Here is a 24,329-nt window from a genome sequence, read left to right as displayed (position 1 = left end):
TTTAGCGAACTTAGCTTCGTTAAACAGCGAAGCAGGTTCGCTGTGGGTCCGTTACCGAATGGGGACGAGCTTTTGATTGACGCTGTCGGGTGCATGCTTGGTGAGTATGGCCGATAATGGTTGGTAGTAGAATTGGTACCCGCAGCCCAAGTATCCAGCGAACCTGCTTCGCTAATAACGAAGCGAAATTCGCTAGAGATAGCTAAAATGAAGGAGGATGATGGAGGGAGCGCTACAACGAACCTGTTTCGCTAAATAACGAAGCGAAGTTAGCTGTAGACAGCTAAAATGCAGGTTGATGATGGATGGAGGGCCTGCAACGAACCTGCTTCGCTAAATAACGAAGCAGAATTCGCTGTAGACAGCTAAAATGCTGAAAAATGCTGGACGGAGAATCTGTAGCGAACCTAATTTCGCTCTCCGAGAACCTAGATTCTCGAATAGCGAAGAAAGATTCGCTGTAGTGCTCTGCGTGCTGAAAGTGGTATGTTTTAGCGAACTTAGCTTCGTTAAACAGCGAAGCAGGTTCGCTGTGGGTTCGTTACCGAATGGGGATGAGCTTTGACTCAATTCGTTATAGTAGCTGCTGTTCCCTCTAAGTTAATGCCGTTAAATATCTTCCTCGTCCGATTGTTGACTTTCATTTCGAAGTGGAGAATTTCTTGTATAGCTGGCAGCAGTGTGTCCAGTTGGATCAGCTTATGGCTGTGATACACCCCGGCAGGATGACGGTTCTCGTTCAGTAGCAGCTCAACGATAGCAGCTCCAGTTTTACCTGTAATTTGCGCTTCATTGTGGCCATGGAGCAGACATTCCACATGAACAGCCTCTCCCGACTTGCTGCCCCAAGCTTCAACTTTCGCAGCGTATCGATCGGAACCGAAACGCAGCCGTCCGAACATAGCAATCGACAATCGGCGAATGAATGGCAGTCGTAATAACCGGGTCAAGCCGATGCTTCTCAAGAATGCAAGCAAATCGGTAACTAGAGAGGAGTCAAAGCAAAGTCGTGTCGAAACCGACGGCAGCTGCAAAGTCCGCATGAGAGCGTGCTGATCGGAAAAGTTGAATCGGTACGCTTTTTTCCAGCCTATATCGGCTCCTAAATCGGTTCGTTTACCATCTGTGAAGCTTTTAACCATAGTTTTGCCTCCGTCCCGAACAATCTCGAAATCCTCGGCCAGATTATCGATCGTCCATTCAATTGCGGCTTGGCCATGACGGTCTCCGAGCCCCAGCATGATTGTAATATCAATAACATCGGTATGGTCCATCTCCATCATAGCTCGGGCAGCCATAAGATTCGTCAATCCTGGGGCTAGTCCGATACTCAAAACAGCCGTTGACCCGGAAGCCGCTGCTGTCTCGTTCAAGCCCTCCACTTGGGACAAAAAAGCATCGTTTGCGGATAAATCTATGTAGTGGATGCCAAGGCTTAAGCATAGCCGCATAAAAGTATCGTCCTGTTGATCCAGACATATAATGACGAGCTTGAACGGCTTCAGCAGTTCTGGTGTTATTGGCCTATTTATCTGGATTTGCATCGGAAGAACACGGCCTCCGGTAGAACGGCTAAACGCTTGAGCCTTATCAATACTTCTCCCGGCTGCATAGACTTTTCCCGGAAATTGTGCGGCCAATCCTTTGCAAATTGTTTGTCCCACATGCCCGTAGCCCCCGACAACGAGTATTTGATCTTTCATTGTTTATTCCTCCTAGTAGGTGAAGTTACTTAACTGAGTTGCGATAAGATAATGACGTTAAACGTTTCGCCAACTGTTCCCGCGTGCTCCAGATAATTAATGCCATTAATATAACGCACAGTCCGATTAGGAGAATCATAACCATATGGAAAAGCGTCCAATTTTGCTCTCCTATAGAAGAACCCTTTACTGTACCTAGCCCTAATGAGGCCCCGATGACTAAACCCAGATTTCGTGTTAAGGCGATTAAGCCTCCAACCGATCCGATATGCTCCTTTGCCGTATGGCTCATGATAAAGTTCATATTCGGAGAGGCGATAAGCGCCATTCCCAACCCGCAAAGCGCAAGTCCGGCAATAGCGGATATCATCGGAAAATTTGCCAAAGTTAACGCGAGTACTGCCATTCCGCTGCCCATACTCAATAGCCCAATGAGCAGGAGTCGGCGCGAGCCTAGACGGTCGGACCAACGACCTGCGATTGGGCCTGCAATGGCGAGACATGCCGGATAAATGGTCATCAGCAGTCCGACGGATGAAGACGATAAGACGGCAAAACTGTAGAAAAAGAATGGAAGACTGACAATAACGGTATTCGCCGCCATAAATGTTACCGTGCTAATCAGCAAGCCAATAGATACTGCAGGGACAGCGAGTGCACGCATTGGGAGAAAGGGAGTGGGATGCTTTCGCTCCCATAATAGAAAGACGATTAAAGCGGCCAGACCGATACCTCCCGTATAAAAGAACGAAGCCCTCATCACGCCGTTCTCCGTCCCGCTGTGAGATAAACCCGCCACAAGCAATCCAATTGCGCTCATGAACAACATCGCTCCCGTGACATCGAATGAACCATTACGGTCTGTCCTATGATGAAGTAAAGGGATGAAGCGAAAGGCCAGAAGCGAGGCGACAGCCGCAAATGGAACTTGGATGATGAAAAGCCAATGCCAGCTTAAGCTCTGACCAATGAGGCCGCCAGCCGCAGGTCCCGCCATTCCGCCAATCGCCACTGCCCCGCTGATGATACCGAGCGCCTGTCCGCGTTTCTCCGCAGGCATCAGCTTTGCAAGCAGTGCCATATTTGTGGCTTGGAACATAGCTGCTCCAACGGCCTGGATAAAGCGGAATGCGAGCAGCGAGCTGATGCCGGGGGAGAAGACGATAAGCAGTGAGCTCAACGTAAACAGTCCAAGTCCGGCATTATGAATAATTCCAGAACCAAACCGGTCTCCAAGCTTGCCCATCAGCGGCAGCAGTATGGTGATGACAAGCAAGTAGCCTGTCGTAATCCATTGCACCGTATCAAGTCGACTGTTGAAGCTATCGGCAAATTGGGGAAGGGAAACATTCACGATCCCGGCTGTAAAATGAGAAAGGAAGGCGCCCAACGCAATCGCGATCATTAGTTGTCGTCCGGAAGCCACAGGCAGTTGAGAGTCAGATGTAACCATGATGAACATAACCTCGCAATTCTTTTTCGGAAAATAGTATAGTATCTAAACTAAATGATCAAAAAAAATTAATGATCCAACGCAAATATAAATTTATCTATTGTTTTTGCAAAAACCGCAATTTCTTCCGGGCTCATTTGCGTCTGTAATTGATTGTAAAACGCTTGATGAAGCTCTTCATGCATCGTATAGGCGGTTTTTCCTTGAACAGTCAGCGATATTAGCGTGCTTCTATGATCTGTCGGGTGCATGGAACGAACGATTAACTCCTTTGATTCCAGGCGGGCAATCAGCTGGGTAACGGCGCCCTTCGTAATGCCAAGACGGGCTGCCAGCTCGCTCATCAGGACGCTGCCTTCCGGGCCGATCGCATCAATCGTATGCATTTCGCTGGGCGTTAGCGGTCCAATGCCCTCAAAGGTACGGGGCTGGCGCTCCAGCTTTCGGAGCTGCAAAATCAAACGGCCAAAGCTGTGGCTGAGCGACGGGGTTTCGTGTTTGTTATTGTTGTCCATGGAGTTAGTATAGTAACTAAACTTATAGTTGTCAAACGGTCATTATTTCCTGCAAGTGAAGTGAATCATGTTGCGGTTCAATAGACAGTTAGCGCCGCGTTTTCATACAAAAAATGCAGCTGGCAAACGATCCGCCCATCATGTTAAAATCAATTTATATTAATGCGGGAAAGCATCCCGATTTGCAGCTGCCCACTTCTTATTGAAGTGCGGTGTACTGTGAATCGGGATTTTTTTATGGCCCAAAATAGGAGGCGCATGCAGTATGGAAAAAGAATGGAGTACGATAGAAGCGGGCATGGTGTTGAACGGCAGATACCGCTTGCTGGAAAAGCTGGGCAGCGGGGGAATGGGAGCGGTATATGCAGCCGAGGATACCAAGCTTCATGGCAAGCTGCGAGCGGTAAAAATCACAACAGCTTCAGCGAGCTGGAATGGCGGTCAGCAAAGCTCCAATGCAGAGGAAGCCTGGATGCTTGCCCGGCTCAGTCATCCCAATCTCCCGCTAATCGTCGATTGCTTCGCCATTCCTGCTTGGCAAGCTGACGTCATCATTATGGATTACATACAGGGAGAGACTGTGAAGCGCCGTTTTGAGCGGAACGGGCAGAGGATGTCTTTTCCCGAAGTAATCAGTATCGCCATTCAGCTTTGCTCGGCGCTTTCATATCTGCACCGGCAGACACCGCAGATCATTCATCGGGATTTGAAGCCGTCCAATGTAATGCTGGAGGAAAACGGGCATGTCCGGTTAATTGATTTTGGCATTGCACGTCAGTTCAAGAACGGCTCAACACAGGATACAGCACTGCTCGGAACGCCCGGCTTTAATGCGCCTGAGCAGGCCAGCCCTAATGGGCAAAGCGGTCCCCGGACCGATATCTATGGGCTGGGCGCGATGCTCTATTATTTATTAAGCGGCGGAACTTATTTCCCCTCAGGCCGGCATGCAAGCCGTCTTGATCCTATGATGCAGCTTCTGCCGGATGTGCCTGCTGTCTTCAAAACGCTATTAGGAAAAATGACGCAGGAAAAGGAGGAGAACCGGCCGCTCTCTATGTCTGAGGTAGAGGCTGCTTTAATCCGGCTGCGAACGGATGATTATGACAGGGATAGAGAGCGTCTTTCCCGCATCTATTCCATGTCGCAAAATCCAGTACAACAATCGAATCGTCAAGTACTCGCTGCGTTTGTCTCGCTATCTGCAGGCGCAGGGGCAACCTTCGCATCCATTACGACAGCGAAGCTGCTCGCAAGGAAGGACATTGCTGTTACGGCGGTGGAATTCCCATCCGCTCAACCGGAATGGCTGGCGCTGCTTGGCGCAGGTGCTAAACAACCGGCTAATGAAAAATCTGGCGGTTTCATGGAATGGCATACCGGATCTGTACGCTGGCTTGCGCAGCGCGGGGCGTTTTTCCAAGCACAGTATGGCGAATTGGAAAGACAGCTAAGAAATGATAGCGAAACAGGAATTGCGCTGCTGGATATGGGCATTTTGACGGGTGCCGGGGAAGAGGAGGGCTGGAACCTGCTGGCATCCTGCCAATTGGTGTATGTCGTAGCCGATCCCTATCCTTCCAGATGGAGCAATGAAAGATTGCAGCGGCTGTACCGGCTGAAGGTTGAACTTGAAGCAAGGGGAGGCAAGCTGCTTTGGCTTGCGAATAAGTCTGTCCGGTTCAATCGGCGCTCGGAATGGATAACGATGCTCCCAGGCAATCCGCAAGCGATAATACCGCTGCTGCCTCAGGATCGATGGCTTCAAGTGCTATGGTCCGGCCGCTGGGCGACGGAGGATCCGGCTCTTCGCAAGCCTCTGGAGAAAGCGCTAGAACCGGTACTATCCGACCTTGAAAGGGTGCTCCATACAATACAAAAGAAATCCGTGTTATAATTATACGGATGACCTACGGTCCTACTTGGCCGGGGTGCTGCGAACTATTAGTATGGTGGGCAAGTAAGTCTGGTGACCTCCGGGCTGCTTGCATTTGAATAATAGCTTCATTATGATGAAGAAAAAAAGAGTCTATAGGACAATTAGGGAAGCAGGTGAACATCAAGATGAGCGATCGCGTATTAGTTGTCGAAGATGAAGCGGGGATTGCCCGCGTATTACAGCTGGAGCTGGAGCATGAAGGTTATACGGTCGGCTCGGCGGCAGACGGCAGAACCGGTTACGAAATGGCTTCGTCGGGTGACTGGGAGCTCGTGCTGCTGGATGTTATGCTGCCGGAGCTGAATGGTATCGAGGTGCTAAGAAGGCTGAGGCAGGCGGGAAATCCGGTGCCGGTTATTTTGCTGACGGCGAGGGATACCGTTCCCGACAAGGTTAGCGGCTTTGAGCATGGCGCCAATGATTATATTACGAAGCCTTTTGCAATGGAGGAGCTTCTGGCTCGTGTCCGCAACATTTTGCGCATATTCCAGCAGTATCCGAAGGAGTCCGAAGGCTCAGACCAGATTAAAGTAGGCGACTTGACGATTGAGCTTCGAACCCGCAAGGTGTACCGCAAAGAAATTGTGATCGAGCTGACGCCGCGGGAATTCGAGCTGCTCGTCTATTTGGTCGAGAACAAAAATGTAGAAAAATCGCGTGAGGACATTTTATCCGAAGTATGGGGTTATGATTTTATCGGCGAGACGAATCTTGTGGATGTGTATATCCGTTATTTGCGCCAAAAGCTGGACAAGGGGTACCGGCATAAGCTGATCCATACGGTTCGCGGAGTCGGTTATATGATTAAGGAGCCGGATGCATGACGCTGCGCAAAAGGTTTACACTGTTTACGATCTTTTGGCTCATCTTCATCCTGATTTTATTTAATATTTTCGTCTATTTCTATGTGATTAAGATTACGACGGAAAGCGAAGAACGGGTAATCGGAAATAAAGTGAACCTCATGTTGGAAAATCCGCTCATTCAGCACGGAAAAGGGATCTATGATCCCGATTTGCTGAGTGAGTACTATAATGTAAATGAAATGATCCGGATCGTGCAGCCTGATAACAAGGTTGTCAACATAACCGGCTCAGATCCGGTTCTGCTCAACCTGCCCGTACAGTTCCAGCGTCAGCATGATACGGGCATGATCTCCAAAGGCAATGAGCGCATTCTCTATATGCGCGTTCCGATCTTCAACGGCCCCGATATCGTGGCGATGCTGGAAGTGAACCGGGTGCTTAACGAGCTTGACGATTATTTGCAAATATTAGTGGCCGCATTGACTGTAACGAGTGTTGGCGCTATTTTATTTGCGATCTTCGGCACGTACTGGTTCACTTCGCGTTTGACCGCGCCCATGCAGCAGATGGTCAATACGATGCGGGAGATCGACCGAAGCGGCAAGCTTCGTAAAATCGAATCGTCCAGCCAAGAGGAATCGGCAGAGCTGCAGCAGCTCGTCCGGGCGTTCAATCAAATGATCGAACGGCTGGACCGGACATTTGCCCGGCAAAAGCAGTTTGTTGCCGATGCTTCTCATGAGCTGAAGACTCCGCTTACAGTTATCAGCAGCTATGCCGGCATGCTGAAACGGTGGGGCCGCGACGATGAGAACATAAGGAATGAAGCGATCGAAGCGATCGACCGCGAGACGACGAGACTGCAAAGCTTAACGAAGTCGATGCTTATGCTCGCCGAAGCGGAGCAGGAGGATTGGCTGCGTCAAGAGCTGTTCGACGTGGTACATGTCGTGAACGAGCTGGCAGGCATGCTGCAGACGACGTTCCAGCGCCCGATCCGGGTGAAGGCGATGTCCAAGGTTGTAAGGATGTACGGTGATAAAGATAAAATTAGACAGCTGCTTGTCATCCTGCTCGATAATGCGATCAAATACAGCAAGGACCCTATCGAGGTGTCCGTATCGCTGATGAAGAACATCGTCAAGATTGAAGTGAAGGATAAGGGGATTGGCATACCGGAAAACGAGATTCCGCATATGTTCGAGCGATTCTATCGTGTAGACGGCGCGAGAAGCAGGGCAACAGGCGGTGTTGGCCTTGGCCTGTCTATCGCCAAGCGGATTGTCGACTTGCATGAAGGCAAAATCGACGTATTCAGCTTGCCGGATCTCGGAACGACGATTGCCATTCAGTTCAAGCAGCGTAAGTAAAGGGGAACGGGGATCATGAAATACCGGGTAGCTTCGGTTCAATATCAACTGGCGGATATTAGCTCCTTCGAGCAGTTCGCGGAGCAAGTTACGCACTATGTTCGCAATGCTTCGGAATATGGAACACAGTTTCTGCTGTTTCCGGAATTTTTGACGACACAGCTGCTGTCTATCGGGGATGAGAGCGGGAAAGCACTGCCGATCGGCAGACTTCCCGAGTTTACGGACCGTTATGAGCAGCTGTTCCAGTCGCTCGCTTCTGAATACAATATGTATATTGTCGGCGGCACGCATGTTGTGGAAGCCGGAGAGGGCCGGTGGCAAAACACGGCGCATCTGTTCCATCCGGGCGGCAAAATCGACCGGCAGCCCAAAATCCATCTGACACCTACAGAGGTTTCTGAATGGAATATGACGCCGGGTGACGGTCTGCAAGTGTTTGAGACGGAATTCGGAACGATCGGCATGCTGACCTGTTACGATATTGAATTTCCGGAAATCGTCCGTATGGCGAGAGCCAAAGGGGCGGACGTTATTTTCTGCCCATCCTGCACGGATGACAGACATGGCTTCTACCGTGTTCGTTATTGCTGCCATGCGCGTGCCGTGGAAAATCAAATCTATATCGTCACGACAGGTACAGTCGGCGCGCTGCGCAAGGTTGATTTCATGCGCGCGAACTTCGGGCAAGCGGCAATTATTGCGCCGAATGATATTCCATTCCCGCCAGCGGGCATCTTGAGCGAAGGCATAATTAACGACGATATGCTCGTCGTTGCCGATCTGGATTTGCAATTGCTGGAGGATGTGCGTGCAGGCGGCTCCGTAACGACCTGGCGCGACCGCCGCATCGATCTCTACTCTGATTGGTCCTAGAGCTAGCGTGAAGGAGGACAATGCGATGCATAAAAGCTTCTACGTATTTAACGGGATTAACGGAAAGGCTGTTCCTGTTAAAGCGGTGATCCGCCAGTACACGGAGCGTGATTTCGAGGCTATGATCGACGTGCAGCGGGTAAGCTTTCCTCCTCCGTATCCGGAGGAGCTCTGGTGGAGCAGGGAGCAAATGATCGAGCATATCAGCCGATTTCCGCAAGGCGCTTTGTGCGCGGAAATAGACGGACGCATTGTCGGCTCCATGACGGGATTAATGATCGACATGAAGAATTATGGCCATGATCACAGCTGGGAAACGATAACGGACAACGGTTATATCCGCAATCATAATCCGAACGGCGATACACTGTACGTCGCTGACATTTGTGTCATACCAGAATACCGGAAGACGGGTATCGGCAAGTGGCTCATGCAGTCCATGTATGAGACCGTTGTACAGCTTGGTCTAGGCAGATTGCTTGGGGCAGGCCGGATGCCGGGTTACCATCTTCATGCTGCCGAGCTTAGCCCAGATCAATATGTCGAACGGGTTATGACAGGTGAGCTTCAGGATCCGGTCATCAATTTTTTGCTGCGCTGCGGAAGAACGCCAGTTGGCATTGCCGCCAATTATTTGGATGATGAGCAATCCGGCAATTATGCCGTACTTATGGAATGGAGAAATCCGTTTACTACATACTCGGAATGAGGAACATCAGAGAGGAGCTTAAGTCATGATCTATCATCGTATTACCTCGATCGAGGACTCTTATTTTGCAGCGCTCCACAGCTTGCTGGGACGTATTTTCCCGCCGGAGGAAGTTCTCGCTTATGAGCTTTGGAAGGAGCCTTTGGAGGATCCAACGATTCATGTCTATGTCGCTGTGGAGAACGGAGAGGTTGTCGGCTCCACCGAATACCGCTATTACCCCGACCTTCGAGTTGCGATGACGGACTTTACGATTATCGGCGAGCATTCCAAAGGAATCGGCCGCTTTCTGATGCGCAAACGGGAGAAGGATTTGGCCCGGCTTGCAGAGCAATCCGGAACGGAATCTATCGGCATGTTTGCGGAAATCTACAATCCTTATGGCAGCGAGGAACAGCACAGCTTCGGCGGTGTGACGCCGATGAGCCCGTTCGTACGCCGCGAGGTGCTCTCGCATATGGGCTATAAACAATTGGCAATCAACTATGTTCACCCGTCCTGGGATCATGAGGGGCAAGCGGTTGAAGGCTTGAATCTCAGCTTCCTTCCGGCTGACGAAGATCGGACTTCGATACCGGCTGCACTTGTAGCCGCGTTTCTGGAAGAATACTACTCGGCGCTGCCTAACAAGCCGGAGGCTTGGCTGGCGATGATGGACCGGCTCCGCGGAATGGAGCAAGTCGAGCTGCTGCCGATATGACGAAGCTGATTTTCCGCGGCACGGGCGATTCGATGGGCGTGCCTCGCGTCTACTGCGATTGCGAGGTTTGCTCGGAGGCGAGAGCGGGAGACGGCGGTGTAAACCGCAGACTTCGCTCGCTCGTTCAGATTGAGGACACCGACAGCGGAACGACGCTGATCGATTGCGGTCCCGACTGGGGCAAACAAATGGAAGCGGCGGGCCTGCGGACAGTTGACCGAATATTGCTCACCCATGCGCATTTCGACCATATAGGAGGAATTGTGGAGTGGGCGGATGCCTGCAGATGGCTGGGCAAAACAGGGCAAGCTTATGCACCTGCAGAGGTTATTGCGGAAATCAATGAACGTTTCCCGTGGCTGCATCGTCAAATTCAGTTCACAGCTAATGACGAGCCGATGGAACTGGGAGAATGGCGGGTTTCTTGCTGGCGGGTTAATCATGGCAAGAACGGTTATTCCTACGCCTATCGTTTCGATCATCTGTCGAGAGCATATAGCTGGGCGTATTGCTCAGATGCGATCGGGATGACGGAGGAGCAGCAGAAGCCGCTATACGGACTTGATTTGCTCGTGCTTGGAACTAGCTTCTACAAAGAAAACTTCGCTTATGAGACGAGATCAGTCTACGACGTTACTGAGGCGCTGGAGCTTGTGAAGCTTTGGACACCGGGATGCGTCTATTTCACTCATATGTCTCATGATATTGATCTCCGCCGGGACTATGGTCTGCCGGCACAGCTGCAGTTTGCAGAAGCCGGCATGGAGATTGTTCTGGAATCTGTTTGACATCCGGCACGAATTAAATTAAATTGAATATATAGTTTTAGCTGTCATTTGGAAGGGGAAATTTTAATGATTACAGGTGTTCTTAACTCCTAATTGGATAAATCGGATTTAATCCGGCGAAGCATTTTTTTATTTAGGCTTGCTCAATTCGTATGAATCGGCATGCTTCTATTGCTTTGTCCCATGTTAAATTCCGGTACCAAGGGTTAAGAACATGTGGATTCCGCCTAAATGACATTAGTCAGCGGCCCAATCACCGTGCTCTTTCGAGCACGGTTTTTTTATTTGCATATACGAGGGACGGGATTAGCCTAGAGTAGAGAAAGGCTATATTCCCGTCGTATCGTCTGCATCTAACGGGAGAGCTGGCAAATGGAACAGGAATGGAGCGCATAGCGTTCTGTTCCTGTTTTTTTATTTTTCAGATGAAAAAAAAGGAGCTGAAATGTACAAATGAACGAAGCGACATGGAAAAGACTGGAGTATGACAAAATAAAGGAAAAGCTGATCGGCTATACGGTATCGCCTGGCGGCAGAATGCTAGCCGAAAAACTGGAGCCAAGCAACCAGCGGAATCAGGTAATGGCGTGGCTAAACGAGACGCAGGAGGCAGCCGATCTGCTGGCAACTGGCGCAAGCGTCCCGCTTTCGGCAATGGAAGGGATTGATCCGTTCCTTGTGCTGCTGGGCAAAGGCAGAGTCTATAACGAGACGGAGCTGGAACAGCTGCTCATCTGGCTCGTATCGATTGCACAAATGAAGCGTTATATGGACAGCAAGCGGCAGACAGCGCCGACAATTGCCAGCTATGCAGATTCTATAAGGGATTGCCCGGAGCTCCGTAGCGAGCTGGAACGCTGTATCCGGTTCGGCCGATTGACGGATCAGGCCAGCCCTGGCCTGGCATCGGTACGCCGTCAGATCATCGTTGTCGAAGACAAAATCGAACGCAAGCTTCAAGGAGCGCTGTCGAAATACAAATCAGCACTTCAGGAGTCGTTCATCAGCAAACGGAGCGGGCGTTCCGTTATTGCAATCAAGCGTGAGCTTCGCAAGCAGGTGCCGGGAACGGTATGGGATGAATCGGCAAGCGGCCAGACGCTTTACGTAGAGCCGATCGATGTAGCGGACTTGCAAAGCGAGCTTCAGAGCTGGGCTGCGGAGGAGGAACGCGAGCGAACCGTTATTTTATCCGGATTATCGGACCTCGCAGATGCGCATGTGCAGCAGTTGAAGGGCAACCGAGAGGCGATGGCAACCTTTGATTTCATTATGGCGAGAGGAAAGCTGTCGCGATCCTATGACGGCAGGAAAACGACGCTGAGCGACAATCCCGTCATTCGGCTCGTTGAAGCCCGCCATCCGCTGCTTGGCAGCAATGTCGAACCGCTAACCGTCGAGCTGGGCTTGAGATGGAAGCAATTGATTATTACCGGACCTAATACTGGCGGGAAGACAGTTGCTTTGAAGACAATTGGCTTGCTTGCGGTGATGGTGCAATCCGGTCTGCTCGCACCGGCAGGCGAAGATAGCCGATTCGGGCTGTTTCAAGAGATTATTGCCGATGTCGGAGACGGACAAAGCGTTGAGCAGTCGCTCAGCACATTTTCCTCTCACCTGGCGGTGCTGAAGCAAATGCTGGACTCGGCAGGAGAACGATCGCTGCTCCTGCTTGATGAAATGGCTGCCGGAACCGATCCGAGTGAAGGAATTGCGCTTTCTATAGCCGTACTTGAAGAGCTGCTGCAGCGCAAATCGCTTGTTGCGGCAACGACGCATTTTAACGAGATAAAAACCTTCGCCTCACGCACGCCAGGCTGTATGAATGCTAAGATGGCATTTGACGCAGAAACGCTGCGTCCTCTTTATCGGTTGGAGCTCGGAGAGGCGGGAGACAGTCATGCTTTTGCCATCGCCAGACGCTGCGGACTGCCCGAGCATGTGCTTCTAAGGGCTGAACAACTGACCGTAAGCCGTTCTTCCGCTGTAGATATTGCGGCTGTTGAAGGGGCTTCAGTAGATAATATGGCAGATTCTCCAAAACAGGGGTTAAAGCCTTATTTTAATTTAGAGGAAGAAGGTAAGTCGGAATCATCGCTGGATGTCTCTGAGACAAGGGAACAAAGAGGGCAGATGACAAGCGATTCAATCAAGGGAGTTCCTGCGAAAAAGAGGGAGCTGGAGGTTGGAGACGCTGTATGGATTTACCCGCTCAAACGGATTGGCATCGTCTACCGTGTCGCCGACGCCCGTGGAGAAGTGATCGTCCAGGTACAGGGCGAGAAAATGAAGTTCAACCGGAAGCGGCTCAAGCTGTCTATATCGAGAGAGCAGTTGTATCCCGGCGAAGACTATGATATGGATATTGTCTTTGATACGAAGGAGAACCGCAAAATCCGCAAGCAGCTTAATCGCAAGCATGTTGAGGGGCTGAAGATCGAGACCAAGGGAGAAGATCTCATGTAGCTACACGCGGCAGCTAAAAAGGACTAGGGAGCAGCTGCACAGCTCTCTAGTCCTTGCTTTGTATGACGAGCAATAGCCCTTCTGCAAATTGAATGATGCCGCTGTCAACAAGAATGACATTGCTGATTCCGAGTGATTGACCGATTCGCAGCGTCGCGTCGCCAAGCGGATATTGAAAGCCTGTCAGGTAGATGCCTGTAACCCGCTGGCTTAACGGAAGCAAGGATACATGTGCATAGTCACCTTTGTTCAAGGGAAGTGTCTGCGGTCCTTGTGCCAAGCGGATTTGATTGTGCTCATCAATAATGGAGGCGGCAATTCCTTGCTCCAGTGCAAGGGATAGAAGATGAACGTTTGCCAGCGAATGGTCGAATCTCGTGCCTAACGCGCCAATTAGCGCAATTTCCGCAGGCTGCTGCTCCAGCGCCCGCCGGAACGCCATCTCGGTATCGGTAAAATCTTTATCGATCGGATCACAGTCGATGAGTACTTTGCTATGTATGCGGATTTCCGCTAATTCATCCCCGGTAACGGAATCGAAATCGCCGATGGCAATGTCCGGTGTAAACCCGTTTCGGATCAGGAATAGAGCACCGCTGTCCGCGCCGATCAAATAGTCCTGGGGCTGGACTAGCTTCGTCGCCCAGTCGCCTAACCGGCCGCCGGTAAAAATCAATATACGCTGTTTCATAGGAAACCGTCCTTTCGTTCGAACGAAGGCTAATCTTTTGCAATTACTTTTGTCAGTATAAGCCTACAGCCGCTTCTGCACAATGCTATTTATAGCCGCAAAGCGCCGTGTCTGCAAGGAAGGATGTCTCCAGTTAAGGTGGAAAATGTCGATTTGCGTCAAACTTGTCATTGCGAAACGGAATAACCGCGGCTAAAATGGGGAATGACACAACCGATGCGCCACTCGGGCGATCGGGATACGGAAGCGGAGGAGTATCAGTTGGAAGTTGATATTTTTGGCGTATTCAGCATCATCGGAACGGTAGCTTTTGCAGTCAGCGGCGCCGTTGTCGCGATGGAGGAGGAATACGACATCTTGGGCGTATTCGTGCTAGGCCTCGTTACAGCATTTGGTGGAGGCGTCGTGCGAAACTTGCTGATCGGCATGCCCGTAACGATGTTGTGGAGCCAAGGGCATTTGTTCAAAATCGCCATTATTGCGATGACGATCGCTTTTCTGCTTCCGGCAAGATGGATTTTAACCTGGCGAAAAAGCGAGGCTTTTTTCGATGCGATCGGACTCGCGGCCTTTGCGATTCAAGGAGCGCTTTATGCTACGCAAATGCAGCACCCGATTAGCGCAGTGCTCGTCGCTGCTATGCTGACAGGCATTGGAGGAGGCATCATCCGGGATGTGCTGGCTGGACGGAAGCCGCTCGTATTGAAAGACGAGATTTACGCGGTCTGGGCGATGCTGGCTGGTCTTGCAATTGGAAAAGGCTGGTTCCACAGTACGGTGGATTTATTGTTCCTTTTCGTCATTATCATTACACTTCGTATGTTATCGGTTCATTACAAATGGAAGCTGCCTAGAAGGTCGCTTACGAAAAAAATCATTCAGAAGGAAGGTAGCGCATCATGACAGACCGGGCGCGCGTACTATTCGTATGCCTCGGCAATATTTGCCGGTCACCGATGGCGGAAGCGGTATTCCGCAATAAGGTTCAACAAGCGGGGCTGGAGCAGGTCATTGAGATCGATTCGGCTGGAACCGGGGATTGGCATATCGGCCACCCGCCGCATGAAGGGACGCGTAAATTGCTGGACAGCAAAGGCATTTCCTACAGCGGAATGAGAGCGCGGCAATTTGCAAAAAGCGACCGCGAGCACTTCGACTACATCGTGTGTATGGATACGAAAAACGAGAAGGATGTCCTTCAAGTGCTGGGATTAAGCTCTACGGTGAACGGTGTGACTAATGCTGCTGGTAGCGGCGCACGCATATTTACGTTTATGAGCTTGCTGCCGGATGCGGATATTGCGGACGTTCCCGATCCTTACTACACGGGAAATTTCGATGAGGTTTATGAATTGGTCGAGCAAGGCAGCGCGAAGCTGTTAGAACGGGTTCGTTCTGACCTGTCGGTGTAGCCGCCGAATTTAGGGACGGGAGGCCAGCAAGCTCGTGAAGCAAAACAAATACGATGATGACGTTTTTTTCGAAAAATACGCTCAGATGGATCGTTCTCAAAAAGGGCTGGAGGGCGCCGGAGAATGGCAAGCGCTGCAAAAAATGCTGCCGGACTTCGCAGGCAGACGCGTGCTTGATTTGGGCTGCGGCTATGGCTGGCATTGCCGGTACGCGCTGGAGCAAGGCGCATCGTCTGTCGTTGGCGTTGATATTTCCGAGAAGATGCTGCAGGAAGCACGGGCCAAGACGGAAGCGGGCAAGGTGCAATACCTGTGCCTTCCGATTGAAGATATTGATTTCGAGCCGTCATCTTTCGATGCAGTCATAAGCTCTCTTGCTTTTCACTACCTGGAATCATTCGATGGCATTTGCCGCAGCGTTCATCGCTGCTTGGCTGCTGGCGGAGATTTTGTGTTTTCGGTGGAGCATCCTGTATTTACGGCTAACGCCAAGCAGGATTGGCATTACGATGAGCAGGGAGGACGGCAGCATTGGCCGATCGACCGGTATTTTAACGAGGGGCTGCGCGAAACGGAGTTTCTGGGCGAGAATGTGATGAAATATCATAAAACGCTGGAGACCTATGTCACCGCTCTTATCCAGTCTGGGTTTGAGATTACGGGACTAGTAGAGCCTCAGCCGCCGGAAAAACTGCGGGATGTCCCAGGCATGCTGGATGAATGGAGACGTCCTATGATGCTCCTGATATCTGCTCGTAAAAAATAAAAAAAGGAGATCTCGGCGCGGCCTGCTTCCATCTGCGCGTTGAGATCTCCTTTTTGTTGTTCTGGTGAATAGTGAATAGGGTTAGGAAACGATAATTTTACCCTTCATTTCCTCGTGACCGGAGCCGCATTGGATCGAGCATCTGAATTCATAGGTGCCGGCTTTGTCTACTGTAAAGTTTGCCGTTTCGCCATCCTTGATGTTGACCTTCAGGTCGGGAATTTCCAGACCGTGGTTGCCGCTTTTATTTTTAAGAGTCAGCTTCACGTTGTCGCCGACCTTTAATTTAATGTCAGTCTGATCAAACTTCCAGTTTTCAGCGTTGACTGTAATGTTTTGTGTACCGCCTGCTGCGCCTCCGCCATTGCCTGCGTTTCCACCAGCAGCCCCGCCACCGTTGTTGGACTGATTATTGTTGGTGCTTTTTCCGCAGCCGCCAAGCACGAGCATAACCGCGATCAAAGCGATCAGGGCAACCGAATACCATCTCTTATTCATCTTATTTCCTCCTGTAAGTAGGTAGTGTAAGGCTGCAAGTTCGAACGGCCAATTGTGCATCCGTGCAGTTCCTTAGTCAATACTACATTTCCCTAATCCTTCCCGTTTTAACCCTGTAGTCCTCTACAAGCGTGGAAAAGCAGTGAGTTGGGCGAAAGGGCTGGGCTTTTGATTTGTTGTTGGAATTTCCAAAGTGTAACTCCTCTGCGCCTAAGTGTTGGAAATTGGCATAACGTCTGCTCTTGCAGGAGTTCCAAAGTAAAGTGAAGTCTTATGTTCAAAGCAGTAACCGTTGCTTTCTGGAAAATAGCGAAGCGGGTTCGGTTCGTTTGTTCTCAGAGGTTTGAGGTTTTATGTATTGACCATATCGCTTAATTGCATAATTGCATAGCGTTAGTGCTTTAGAACGAAGCAGGTTCGCAAAAAAGCGAATCAAAGTTCGCAGCAGGAGGGTCAAGCACCACCGTATGAGGCTGCAACGAAGAGAATTTCGCTATTCGAGAACTTACCTTCTCCAACAGCGAAATTCTCTTCGCTAATGCTGGACAGCCGCTCAATACTGCCTGTTTTTGAGTAACATTTACGAACTGGCCCTCGCTATACAGCGAAGCAGGTTCGCTATCCGTCGTTCTCAGGGTTTTGAGGTTAATGTGCAGCATTAGAGCCAAATAACGAAGCAGGTTCGCAAAAGAGCGAATCAAAGTTCGCTGCAGGAGGGGCAATCACTACCGAATGAGGCTCCAGCGAAGAAAATTTCGTTAACCGAGAACCTAGCTTCTCCAAAAGCGAAGTTCTCTTCGTTAATGCTGGACAGCCGCCCAATACTGCCTGTTTTGAGTAACATTTGCGAACTTACCTTCGCTAAATTGCGAAACAGGTTCGCTATCTTTTGTCCTCAGTGGTTTGAGATTTATGTACAGCATTAAAGTTAAATAGCGAAGCGGGTTCGCAAAAGAGCGAATCAAAGTTCGCTGCAGGAGGGTCAAGCACCGCCGTATGAGGCTGCAATGAAGAGAATTTCACTATTCGAAAACTTACTTTCTCCAACAGCGAAGTTCTCTTCGCTAATGCTGGACAGTCGCCCAATATCGCCTGTTTTGAGTAACATTTGCGAACTTACCTTCGCTAAATTGCGAAGCAGGTTCGCTATCCGTCGTCCTCAGAGGTTTGAGGATTATGTGCAGCGTTAGAGCTAAATAGTTAAGAAGGTTTGCTATCCAATATCTTTGGCGGTTTAAGTAGGTAATAGAAGAGCAATATTCACAATTAAAGCAAGGGCAGCAGCGTGTAATGAAGAACGCAGGGTTATCTTGGTGCTGTATGCTAAAGAGTGAGTGAGAGGAGTGATCCGAGTTCATGCTGACTTTTCGATGGTTCGATCCATTATCATCGTGTTAGCGATGGGGGAATGGAATCAAGAACGGCAGCATGGACCGAAGCGCGCAGCGATCTCATGATCTGCAGCACGCTGTAACACATAGCAATCTTGTGGACTGTAGCATACTGTACCAGTGCATAAAAAAACGCCGCAAAAGTCATCAGACTCCCGCGGCACCATCACGCTCTACTACTCCTTCTCTAAAAAATACATCAAAGCATCCGGAATCTCCTGCTGCCAGAAGCCCCACTGATGCATGCCGTTCATTTCCGCATAAGAGAGCTTCGCGCCACGTTCAGTCAGCAGCTTCCGTGCATGGCGGTTGATCTCCACAAAATTCATCGTTCCGTGGTCTGTTTCATAAGCGGTTTCCTGCAGCCCTACGATCATATACAGCTCCAGCCCCCCAAGATCGGTCTGACTCTCCATAATTTCGCGAGACCGGTCATAGTAAGCACCTGAAAGCGACATAATCCGCGTGAACAGGTGCGGGTACGTCAGCGCCAGGTGGAAGGAAACTGTACCACCCAAAGAGTCGCCGGCCAGCACCCGCTGATCCGGATCACGGCGTACCGGATACTTGGCTTCAATAAATGGAAGCATTTCTTCTCCGAAAAACTTAACGTAGTCGGCATGCCGTTCGCCGTCCGGGGAATACTCGGAAGTGCGGTGCGTCTTGTCGACATCGACGCCAACGATGATGAACGGCTCGATGCCTTCATCGAGAATAAGCCGGTTCGCAGTCGTCGCGATTCGTCCGAAATTGAAGAAATCTTCGCCGTCTTGGCAATAGACGACTGGATAGCTAAGCAATTCGTTATAGCCAGGAGGGAGGTACACGCGCAAATTACGCTCGCCCTCAGGCAAATAACGGCTGGATACGGTCTCTTTTAATACGGTGCGTTTTAAATATCGTTCATCTGTCATCACTGAATCCCCCATGAAATTGAATGGAATTGCCGGCTTGTGGGTAAACAATAGTAAGGTACCCCGCCAAAAAAATGATAGCGCTATATTGTATTATGCTGTTATACCGAATATTCAACTCTGTTACATATACAATTTCTTAATATAATCTGTTGAGAAAGCGAAAAAACAGCGGTTTTTTTGTTTTTTGCTTTGACCATTTTCGATAAACAGGTTTATAATAATTCTATAACAGAGCACTGTAATATTCAAATAATAATGACTGAGGTGAGCGTTCAAAATGAGCAAACTGCTTAGCAAACTGCCATATGAAGTTCAAACGGAACCCGTAAAACCGCTGTCCGTGTTGTCGCTCGACGGTGACGTAGTGAATCCGGACCTGATGCCGGAGCTTTCTGACGAGCAATTAAAAGAAATTATGTACCGCATGGTATTTACGCGTACTTGGGATGAGCGCGCAGTAAACTTGGGCCGTCAAGGACGCCTTGGCTTCTATGCGCCGGTATCCGGACAAGAAGCTTCCATGATCGGCAGCGAATATGCCGTTAATAAAGATGACTTTATCTGCCCGGGCTACCGCGATATTCCGCAGCTCGTATGGCATGGATTGCCTATGTACCAAGCATTCCTGTACTCCCGTGGCCACCAGCACGGCGGACAAATTCCAGAGGACGTACACGTTCTGATGCCGCAAATCATTATCGGCGCACAAGTGCTGCATGCAGCTGGCGTTGCAATGGCATTCAAAAAACGCGGCGAGAAACGCGTTGCGATCACGTATACAGGCGACGGCGGTTCATCCGAAGGCGATTTCTACGAGAGCTTGAACTTTGCTGGCGCATTTAAGCTGCCAGTCATTTATGTCGTTCAAAACAACCGTTTTGCGATTACGACACCTTACGAGAAGCAGACGGCTGCACTCTCCGTTGCTCATAAATCGGTAGCTGCAGGCATCAAAGGCGTACAAGTAGACGGTATGGACGTGCTTGCCGTTATTAAAGCCGTATCCGAAGCTGCTGAGCGCGGCCGCAACGGCGAAGGGGCTACGCTGCTTGAACTGCTGACATACCGTTTCCGTCCGCACTCGCTGTCCGATGATACGACGAAATACCGGACTAAAGATGAAGAAGCTGAATGGGCGCTGAAAGATCCGCTGATTCGTTTCGGCAAATTTTTGGAGAAAAAAGGCCTCTGGACGGAAGAAGATACGAACCGCGTAAAAGAGGAAGCGAAAGCTACCGTTAACGAGCAAATCAAGAAAGCGGAAGCGACTGAGAAAATGACGGTTTCCGGCTTGATCGACTCGATGTTCGAATCGACGCCTCAGCATCTGGAAGAGCAAAAGGCTGACTTTCAATAATTAAACGCTGAAATGGGATTTTGCACCAAGCAAAATTGAGGGAGGATCTGACGATAATGGCTCAAATGAATATGCTGGAAGCGATCCGCGACGCATTGCGCGTGGAGCTGAAACGTGACGAGAACGTGCTTATCTTCGGTGAGGACGTAGGTAAAGTCGGCGGGGTATTCCGCGTAACGGAAGGTTTGCAAGAAGAATTCGGCGAGGAGCGCGTATTCGATACGCCGCTTGCAGAATCCGCTATTGGCGGCTTGGCGGTAGGCATGGGTATCCAAGGCTTCCGTCCGGTTGCTGAAATTCAATTCGTCGGCTTCATTTATGAAGCGATGGACCAAATGTTTATCCAAGCGGCACGTATGCGCTACCGGTCGGGCGGCCGCTACAATTCGCCAATCGTATTCCGTACGCCATTCGGCGGCGGCGTAAAAGCGGCTGAATTGCACACGGATTCCCTGGAAGGCTTGGCTGTTCAAACGCCGGGTATCAAGGTTGTTATTCCTTCGAACCCTTACGATGCGAAAGGTCTTATGATCGCAGCTATCCGTGATAATGACCCCGTCTTTTTCATGGAGCATTTGAACCTGTACCGCGCATTCCGTGCTGAAGTGCCAGAAGGCGAGTATACGGTTGAGATCGGCAAAGCTAACGTTGTCCGTGAAGGCAGCGACGTAACGATTATCGCTTACGGCATGATGGTTCACACTGCAGTGAAAGCAGCTGAAGAACTTGAGAAAACAGGCGTGAAGGCAGAGGTTATCGACCTTCGCTCGCTCGTTCCGCTCGATATCGATACAATCGTAGCTTCCATTAAGAAAACAAACCGAGCTATCGTTGTACAAGAAGCACAAAAAACTTCCGGCATTGCAGCTGAAGTAATTGCGCAAATCAACGAAAAAGCGATTTTGCATCTGGAAGCGCCAGTGCTTCGCGTTGCTGGTCCGGATACTGTATATCCATTCGCGCAAATCGAAGATACTTGGCTTCCAACACCAGCCCGCATCGTTGCGGCGGTTAACAAAGTAATGACATTCTAATTTATTGCCTCCTCTCTGGGGGAGGCGCAATTATATACCTATATATCAACAAAGATTGGGCAAATACGTAAAGGAGGTACTCAACGTGGCGAAATTTGAATACCGGTTTCCAGAACTGGGTGAAGGTTTGCACGAAGGCGAAATTATTAAAGTGCACATCAAGCCAGGTGATAAGGTAACGGATGACGACATTATTATGGAAGTACAAAACGATAAGGCGATTGTCGAAGTGCCGTGTCCAGTAAACGGAACGGTTCTCGAGGTGCTTGTGAAAGATGGACAAGTGTGCCATATCGGCGAAATCGTCGCATTGATCGATGCGGAAGGCGACCTGCCTGAGCAAGACGCTCCTGCAGCAGAAGCTTCACCGCAAGCGGCTGCACCAACAGCAGCTCCAGCTGTAGAAGCTGCAGCGCCTGCACCGGCTCCTGAAGCTCAAGCAGCACCAGCTGCGGCAGCGCCAAAAGCAACAGGCGGACTCGTTCTTGCAACGCCTAGCGTTCGCAAATTTGCCCGTGAGCAAGGCGTTGACCTGACAACGGTCAGCGGAACTGGCAAAAACGGCCGCATTACGCGTGAAGATGTAACAAACGGCGGAGCAGTGGCTCCAGCGGCAGTAGAAGCTTCCGCACCGGCAGCTTCGCAAGAAGCAGCAGCTCCAGCAGCGAAAGAGGCAGCAGCGGCTCCAACAGCAGCTGGCACGCCTTACCGTCCGGAAGAGCGCGTACCATTCAAAGGCATCCGCAAAGCGATTGCTAATGCTATGGTTAAATCGGTGTACACCGCTCCTCACGTTACGATTATGGATGAGGTTGACGTAACTGAGCTGGTTGCACTGCGTGCGAAATACAAACCTTATGCAGAGAAGAAAGGCGCTAAGCTCACTTACCTGCCTTTCATCGTGAAAGCATTGGTTGCGGCTTGCCGTCAATTCCCGATCATGAACTCGACACTGGACGAAGCGAATCAAGAAATCGTCTACCGTCAATATTACAACATCGGTATTGCAACAGATACGGATAACGGTCTTATCGTTCCGGTTATCGAGGATGCTGACCGTAAAAATATTTGGATGGTTGCCGACTCCATCCGCGATCTTGCTGTTCGCGGCCGCGACGGCAAACTGAAACCAAACGAGCTGAGAGGCAGCACGATCTCCATCTCCAACATCGGTTCCGCTGGCGGTATGTTCTTCACTCCAGTTATCAACTTCCCTGAAGTTGCGATCCTGGGTACAGGCCGTATTTCGGAAAAACCAGTTGTACGGAATGGCGAAATCGTAGCGGCTCCTGTTATGGCATTGTCCCTGAGCTTCGATCACCGTCTGATCGACGGCGCAACGGCACAAAACTTTATGAACTACATTAAACAGCTGCTGGCACAGCCAGAGCTATTCATCATGGAGGTGTAAGTCATGGTAGTAGGAGATGCTTCATTAGATATTGATACTCTAGTCATCGGTGCAGGTCCTGGCGGTTATGTTGCTGCAATTCGCGCAGCTCAATTGGGCAAAAGCGTTCTTGTCGTAGACAAAGAATACGTCGGCGGCGTTTGCTTGAACGTAGGCTGCATTCCTTCCAAAGCCTTGATCTCTGCTTCTCATCAATACGAATCCGTTAACCACGCGTCGGCTTTCGGTATTTCCGCTAGCGACGTTAAAGTTGACTGGAGCAAAGTGCAAGAATTCAAAAACGGCATCGTTAAAAAATTGACCGGCGGCGTTGCTTCCTTGCTGAAAGCAAACAAAGTCCAATATTTCAACGGTGAAGTGATGTTCATCAACGAAAACGAAGCACGCGTCTTCAACGATCAAGAAGCGCCGCGCTACCGTTTCAAAAACTGTATCATTGCAACAGGTTCCCGTCCGATCGAACTGAAAGCATTCCCTTTCAGCAAACGGATCGTATCCTCGACAGGCGCTCTGTCGCTGCCTGAAATTCCGAAAAGCCTGATCGTTATCGGCGGCGGCTACATCGGTATCGAGCTGGGCCAAATGTACTCGAAATTCGGCACGAAAGTGACGGTTATCGAGGGCGGAGACACGATTCTCCCTGGCTTCGACAAAGATATGTCTTCGATCGTTGTGAAGAAGCTTAAAGGCACTAACGTAGACATCGTTACCGGCGCTATGGCACAAGGTGCAGAGCAAACCGACAACGACGTAACGCTCACTTATAAAGTTGGCGACAAAGAAGAGAAAGTAACGGCTGACTACTTGCTCGTTACTGTTGGACGCCGTCCAAATACTGATGGCGACCTTGGTCTGGAGCTGGCTAACGTTAAAGTTAGCGAGCGCGGCCTGGTTGAAGTTGACGGCCAATGCCGTACAAGCAACCCTAACATCTTCGCAATCGGCGACATCATTGCAGGACCTGCTCTTGCGCACAAAGCGATGTACGAAGGCCGCGTTGCTGCTGAAGCAATTGCAGGACTGCCTAGCGTTATCGATTACAAATGCGTACCAGCAGTTTGCTTCTCCGATCCGGAATGCGCAAGCGTGGGCTATTCCGAGAAAGAAGCGAAAGAAAAAGGCCATGAGACGAAAGTCGGCAAATTCCCATTTGCAATCAACGGCCGTGCGATGTCGCTTAACGCAAACGAAGGCTTCGTGAAAATCGTTGCCGACAAAAACACGGGTCTCGTGCTCGGCGCGCAAATTATCGGTACAGAAGCTTCCAACATGATTGCTGAGCTGGGTCTGGCAATCGAGATGGGCGCTACGCTGGAAGATATCGCGCTCACGATTCACGCGCATCCAACGCTTGGTGAAATCGTGCTTGACGCTGCTGAAGTAGCGCTGGGTCACCCGATCCACACAGTTGTAAAATAAATAATAGTTACATGCGGCTATGCCGCAATGGGGAGGCTTCGCGGCTGTTTCAGCACGCGAGCCTCCTTTTGCATATATGCATATACTAACGAAAGCGAAACCAAAGGG

General features: G+C 50.3%; 21 protein-coding genes. 15 read left to right on the top strand and 6 right to left on the bottom strand.

The features are described from left to right. Positions 1-566: 566 nt before the first annotated feature. The 3 genes from ACFVVF_RS04275 to ACFVVF_RS04265 all read right to left on the bottom strand — a co-directional run bounded on the left by ACFVVF_RS04275 (position 567) and on the right by ACFVVF_RS04265 (position 3,671). Positions 567-1,703: a saccharopine dehydrogenase family protein gene (locus tag ACFVVF_RS04275; RefSeq protein WP_387805687.1), complete on the bottom strand. Its 1,137-nt coding sequence runs from the start codon at positions 1,701-1,703 to the stop codon at positions 567-569. A gap of 25 nt (positions 1,704-1,728) precedes the next feature. Beyond that, positions 1,729-3,156 (bottom strand): MFS transporter, encoded by a 1,428-nt coding sequence (locus ACFVVF_RS04270; RefSeq protein ID WP_387805685.1) that lies wholly within the window; start codon positions 3,154-3,156, stop codon positions 1,729-1,731. A 68-nt stretch (positions 3,157-3,224) separates the two neighbouring features. Then, complete coding sequence (locus ACFVVF_RS04265; RefSeq protein ID WP_387805683.1) at positions 3,225-3,671, bottom strand: MarR family winged helix-turn-helix transcriptional regulator; 447 nt, start codon at positions 3,669-3,671, stop codon at positions 3,225-3,227. 265 nt (positions 3,672-3,936) lie between these two features. Between ACFVVF_RS04265 and ACFVVF_RS04260 the strand changes: the two genes are divergently transcribed. The 8 genes from ACFVVF_RS04260 (at position 3,937) to ACFVVF_RS04225 (ending at position 13,325) form a co-directional block, all read left to right on the top strand. Beyond that, entirely contained in the window at positions 3,937-5,568 is a 1,632-nt protein-coding gene (locus tag ACFVVF_RS04260) for a serine/threonine-protein kinase (protein WP_387805681.1), read from the top strand. A 167-nt stretch (positions 5,569-5,735) separates the two neighbouring features. Continuing rightward, the gene (locus ACFVVF_RS04255; protein ID WP_042161853.1) at positions 5,736-6,434 is read left to right on the top strand and encodes a response regulator transcription factor; all 699 of its coding nucleotides are present in this window, start codon (positions 5,736-5,738) and stop codon (positions 6,432-6,434) included. Then, entirely contained in the window at positions 6,431-7,786 is a 1,356-nt protein-coding gene (locus ACFVVF_RS04250; protein WP_387805678.1) for a HAMP domain-containing sensor histidine kinase, read from the top strand. The genes ACFVVF_RS04255 and ACFVVF_RS04250 overlap by 4 nt, the downstream gene beginning before the upstream one ends. Positions 7,787-7,801: 15 nt before the next feature. Continuing rightward, positions 7,802-8,662: a carbon-nitrogen hydrolase family protein gene (locus ACFVVF_RS04245; protein ID WP_387805676.1), complete on the top strand. Its 861-nt coding sequence runs from the start codon at positions 7,802-7,804 to the stop codon at positions 8,660-8,662. 25 nt (positions 8,663-8,687) lie between these two features. After that, on the top strand, positions 8,688-9,371 hold the full coding sequence (locus ACFVVF_RS04240) for a GNAT family N-acetyltransferase (protein ID WP_387805674.1): 684 nt from the start codon (positions 8,688-8,690) through the stop codon (positions 9,369-9,371). Between the two features lie 25 nt (positions 9,372-9,396). Next, positions 9,397-10,071, top strand: coding sequence for a GNAT family N-acetyltransferase (locus ACFVVF_RS04235; protein WP_387805672.1), 675 nt, complete (start codon positions 9,397-9,399; stop codon positions 10,069-10,071). Next, positions 10,068-10,859: an MBL fold metallo-hydrolase gene (locus ACFVVF_RS04230; RefSeq protein WP_387805670.1), complete on the top strand. Its 792-nt coding sequence runs from the start codon at positions 10,068-10,070 to the stop codon at positions 10,857-10,859. The genes ACFVVF_RS04235 and ACFVVF_RS04230 overlap by 4 nt, the downstream gene beginning before the upstream one ends. Positions 10,860-11,312: 453 nt before the next feature. Next, entirely contained in the window at positions 11,313-13,325 is a 2,013-nt protein-coding gene (locus tag ACFVVF_RS04225) for an endonuclease MutS2 (protein WP_387805668.1), read from the top strand. Between the two features lie 46 nt (positions 13,326-13,371). Here ACFVVF_RS04225 and ACFVVF_RS04220 read toward each other — a convergent pair whose 3' ends face one another. Further along, entirely contained in the window at positions 13,372-14,016 is a 645-nt protein-coding gene (locus tag ACFVVF_RS04220) for a thiamine diphosphokinase (RefSeq protein ID WP_387805666.1), read from the bottom strand. Between the two features lie 216 nt (positions 14,017-14,232). On the opposite strand from ACFVVF_RS04220, the gene ACFVVF_RS04215 reads away from it, so the two are divergent. Genes ACFVVF_RS04215 through ACFVVF_RS04205 form a run of 3 tightly spaced genes read left to right on the top strand, consistent with a single transcriptional unit; the run spans position 14,233 to position 16,194 of the window. Beyond that, entirely contained in the window at positions 14,233-14,919 is a 687-nt protein-coding gene (locus ACFVVF_RS04215) for a trimeric intracellular cation channel family protein (RefSeq protein WP_387808824.1), read from the top strand. Then, a complete protein-coding gene (locus ACFVVF_RS04210) occupies positions 14,916-15,428 on the top strand; it encodes a low molecular weight protein-tyrosine-phosphatase (protein ID WP_387805664.1) in 513 nt (170 codons plus the stop codon). The genes ACFVVF_RS04215 and ACFVVF_RS04210 overlap by 4 nt, the downstream gene beginning before the upstream one ends. Positions 15,429-15,462: 34 nt before the next feature. Further along, the gene (locus ACFVVF_RS04205) at positions 15,463-16,194 is read left to right on the top strand and encodes a class I SAM-dependent methyltransferase (protein WP_387805663.1); all 732 of its coding nucleotides are present in this window, start codon (positions 15,463-15,465) and stop codon (positions 16,192-16,194) included. Positions 16,195-16,275: 81 nt separating this feature from the next. On the opposite strand, the gene ACFVVF_RS04200 is transcribed toward ACFVVF_RS04205, so the two are convergent. Both ACFVVF_RS04200 and ACFVVF_RS04195 read right to left on the bottom strand, forming a co-directional pair. Beyond that, a complete protein-coding gene (locus ACFVVF_RS04200; protein WP_387805661.1) occupies positions 16,276-16,692 on the bottom strand; it encodes a cupredoxin domain-containing protein in 417 nt (138 codons plus the stop codon). A 1,567-nt stretch (positions 16,693-18,259) separates the two neighbouring features. Next, on the bottom strand, positions 18,260-18,997 hold the full coding sequence (locus tag ACFVVF_RS04195) for an alpha/beta hydrolase (protein WP_387805659.1): 738 nt from the start codon (positions 18,995-18,997) through the stop codon (positions 18,260-18,262). A 280-nt stretch (positions 18,998-19,277) separates the two neighbouring features. On the opposite strand from ACFVVF_RS04195, the gene pdhA reads away from it, so the two are divergent. The 4 genes from pdhA (at position 19,278) to lpdA (ending at position 24,221) form a co-directional block, all read left to right on the top strand. Next, entirely contained in the window at positions 19,278-20,357 is a 1,080-nt protein-coding gene (pdhA, locus tag ACFVVF_RS04190) for a pyruvate dehydrogenase (acetyl-transferring) E1 component subunit alpha (RefSeq protein ID WP_229692413.1), read from the top strand. Positions 20,358-20,413: 56 nt separating this feature from the next. After that, complete coding sequence (locus tag ACFVVF_RS04185; RefSeq protein WP_387805657.1) at positions 20,414-21,391, top strand: alpha-ketoacid dehydrogenase subunit beta; 978 nt, start codon at positions 20,414-20,416, stop codon at positions 21,389-21,391. Positions 21,392-21,476: 85 nt separating this feature from the next. Next, positions 21,477-22,802 (top strand): dihydrolipoamide acetyltransferase family protein, encoded by a 1,326-nt coding sequence (locus ACFVVF_RS04180; RefSeq protein ID WP_387805655.1) that lies wholly within the window; start codon positions 21,477-21,479, stop codon positions 22,800-22,802. A gap of 3 nt (positions 22,803-22,805) precedes the next feature. Further along, positions 22,806-24,221 (top strand): dihydrolipoyl dehydrogenase, encoded by a 1,416-nt coding sequence (lpdA, locus tag ACFVVF_RS04175; RefSeq protein ID WP_387805653.1) that lies wholly within the window; start codon positions 22,806-22,808, stop codon positions 24,219-24,221. The last annotated feature ends 108 nt before the right edge of the window (positions 24,222-24,329 follow it).

This window comes from Paenibacillus sp. NPDC058174 (genome assembly GCF_042883865.1).
Classification (GTDB): Bacteria; Bacillota; Bacilli; order Paenibacillales; family Paenibacillaceae; genus Pristimantibacillus.
Note: the sequence above shows the minus strand (reverse complement) of the source record. Positions and strands in the feature narration are given on the sequence as shown.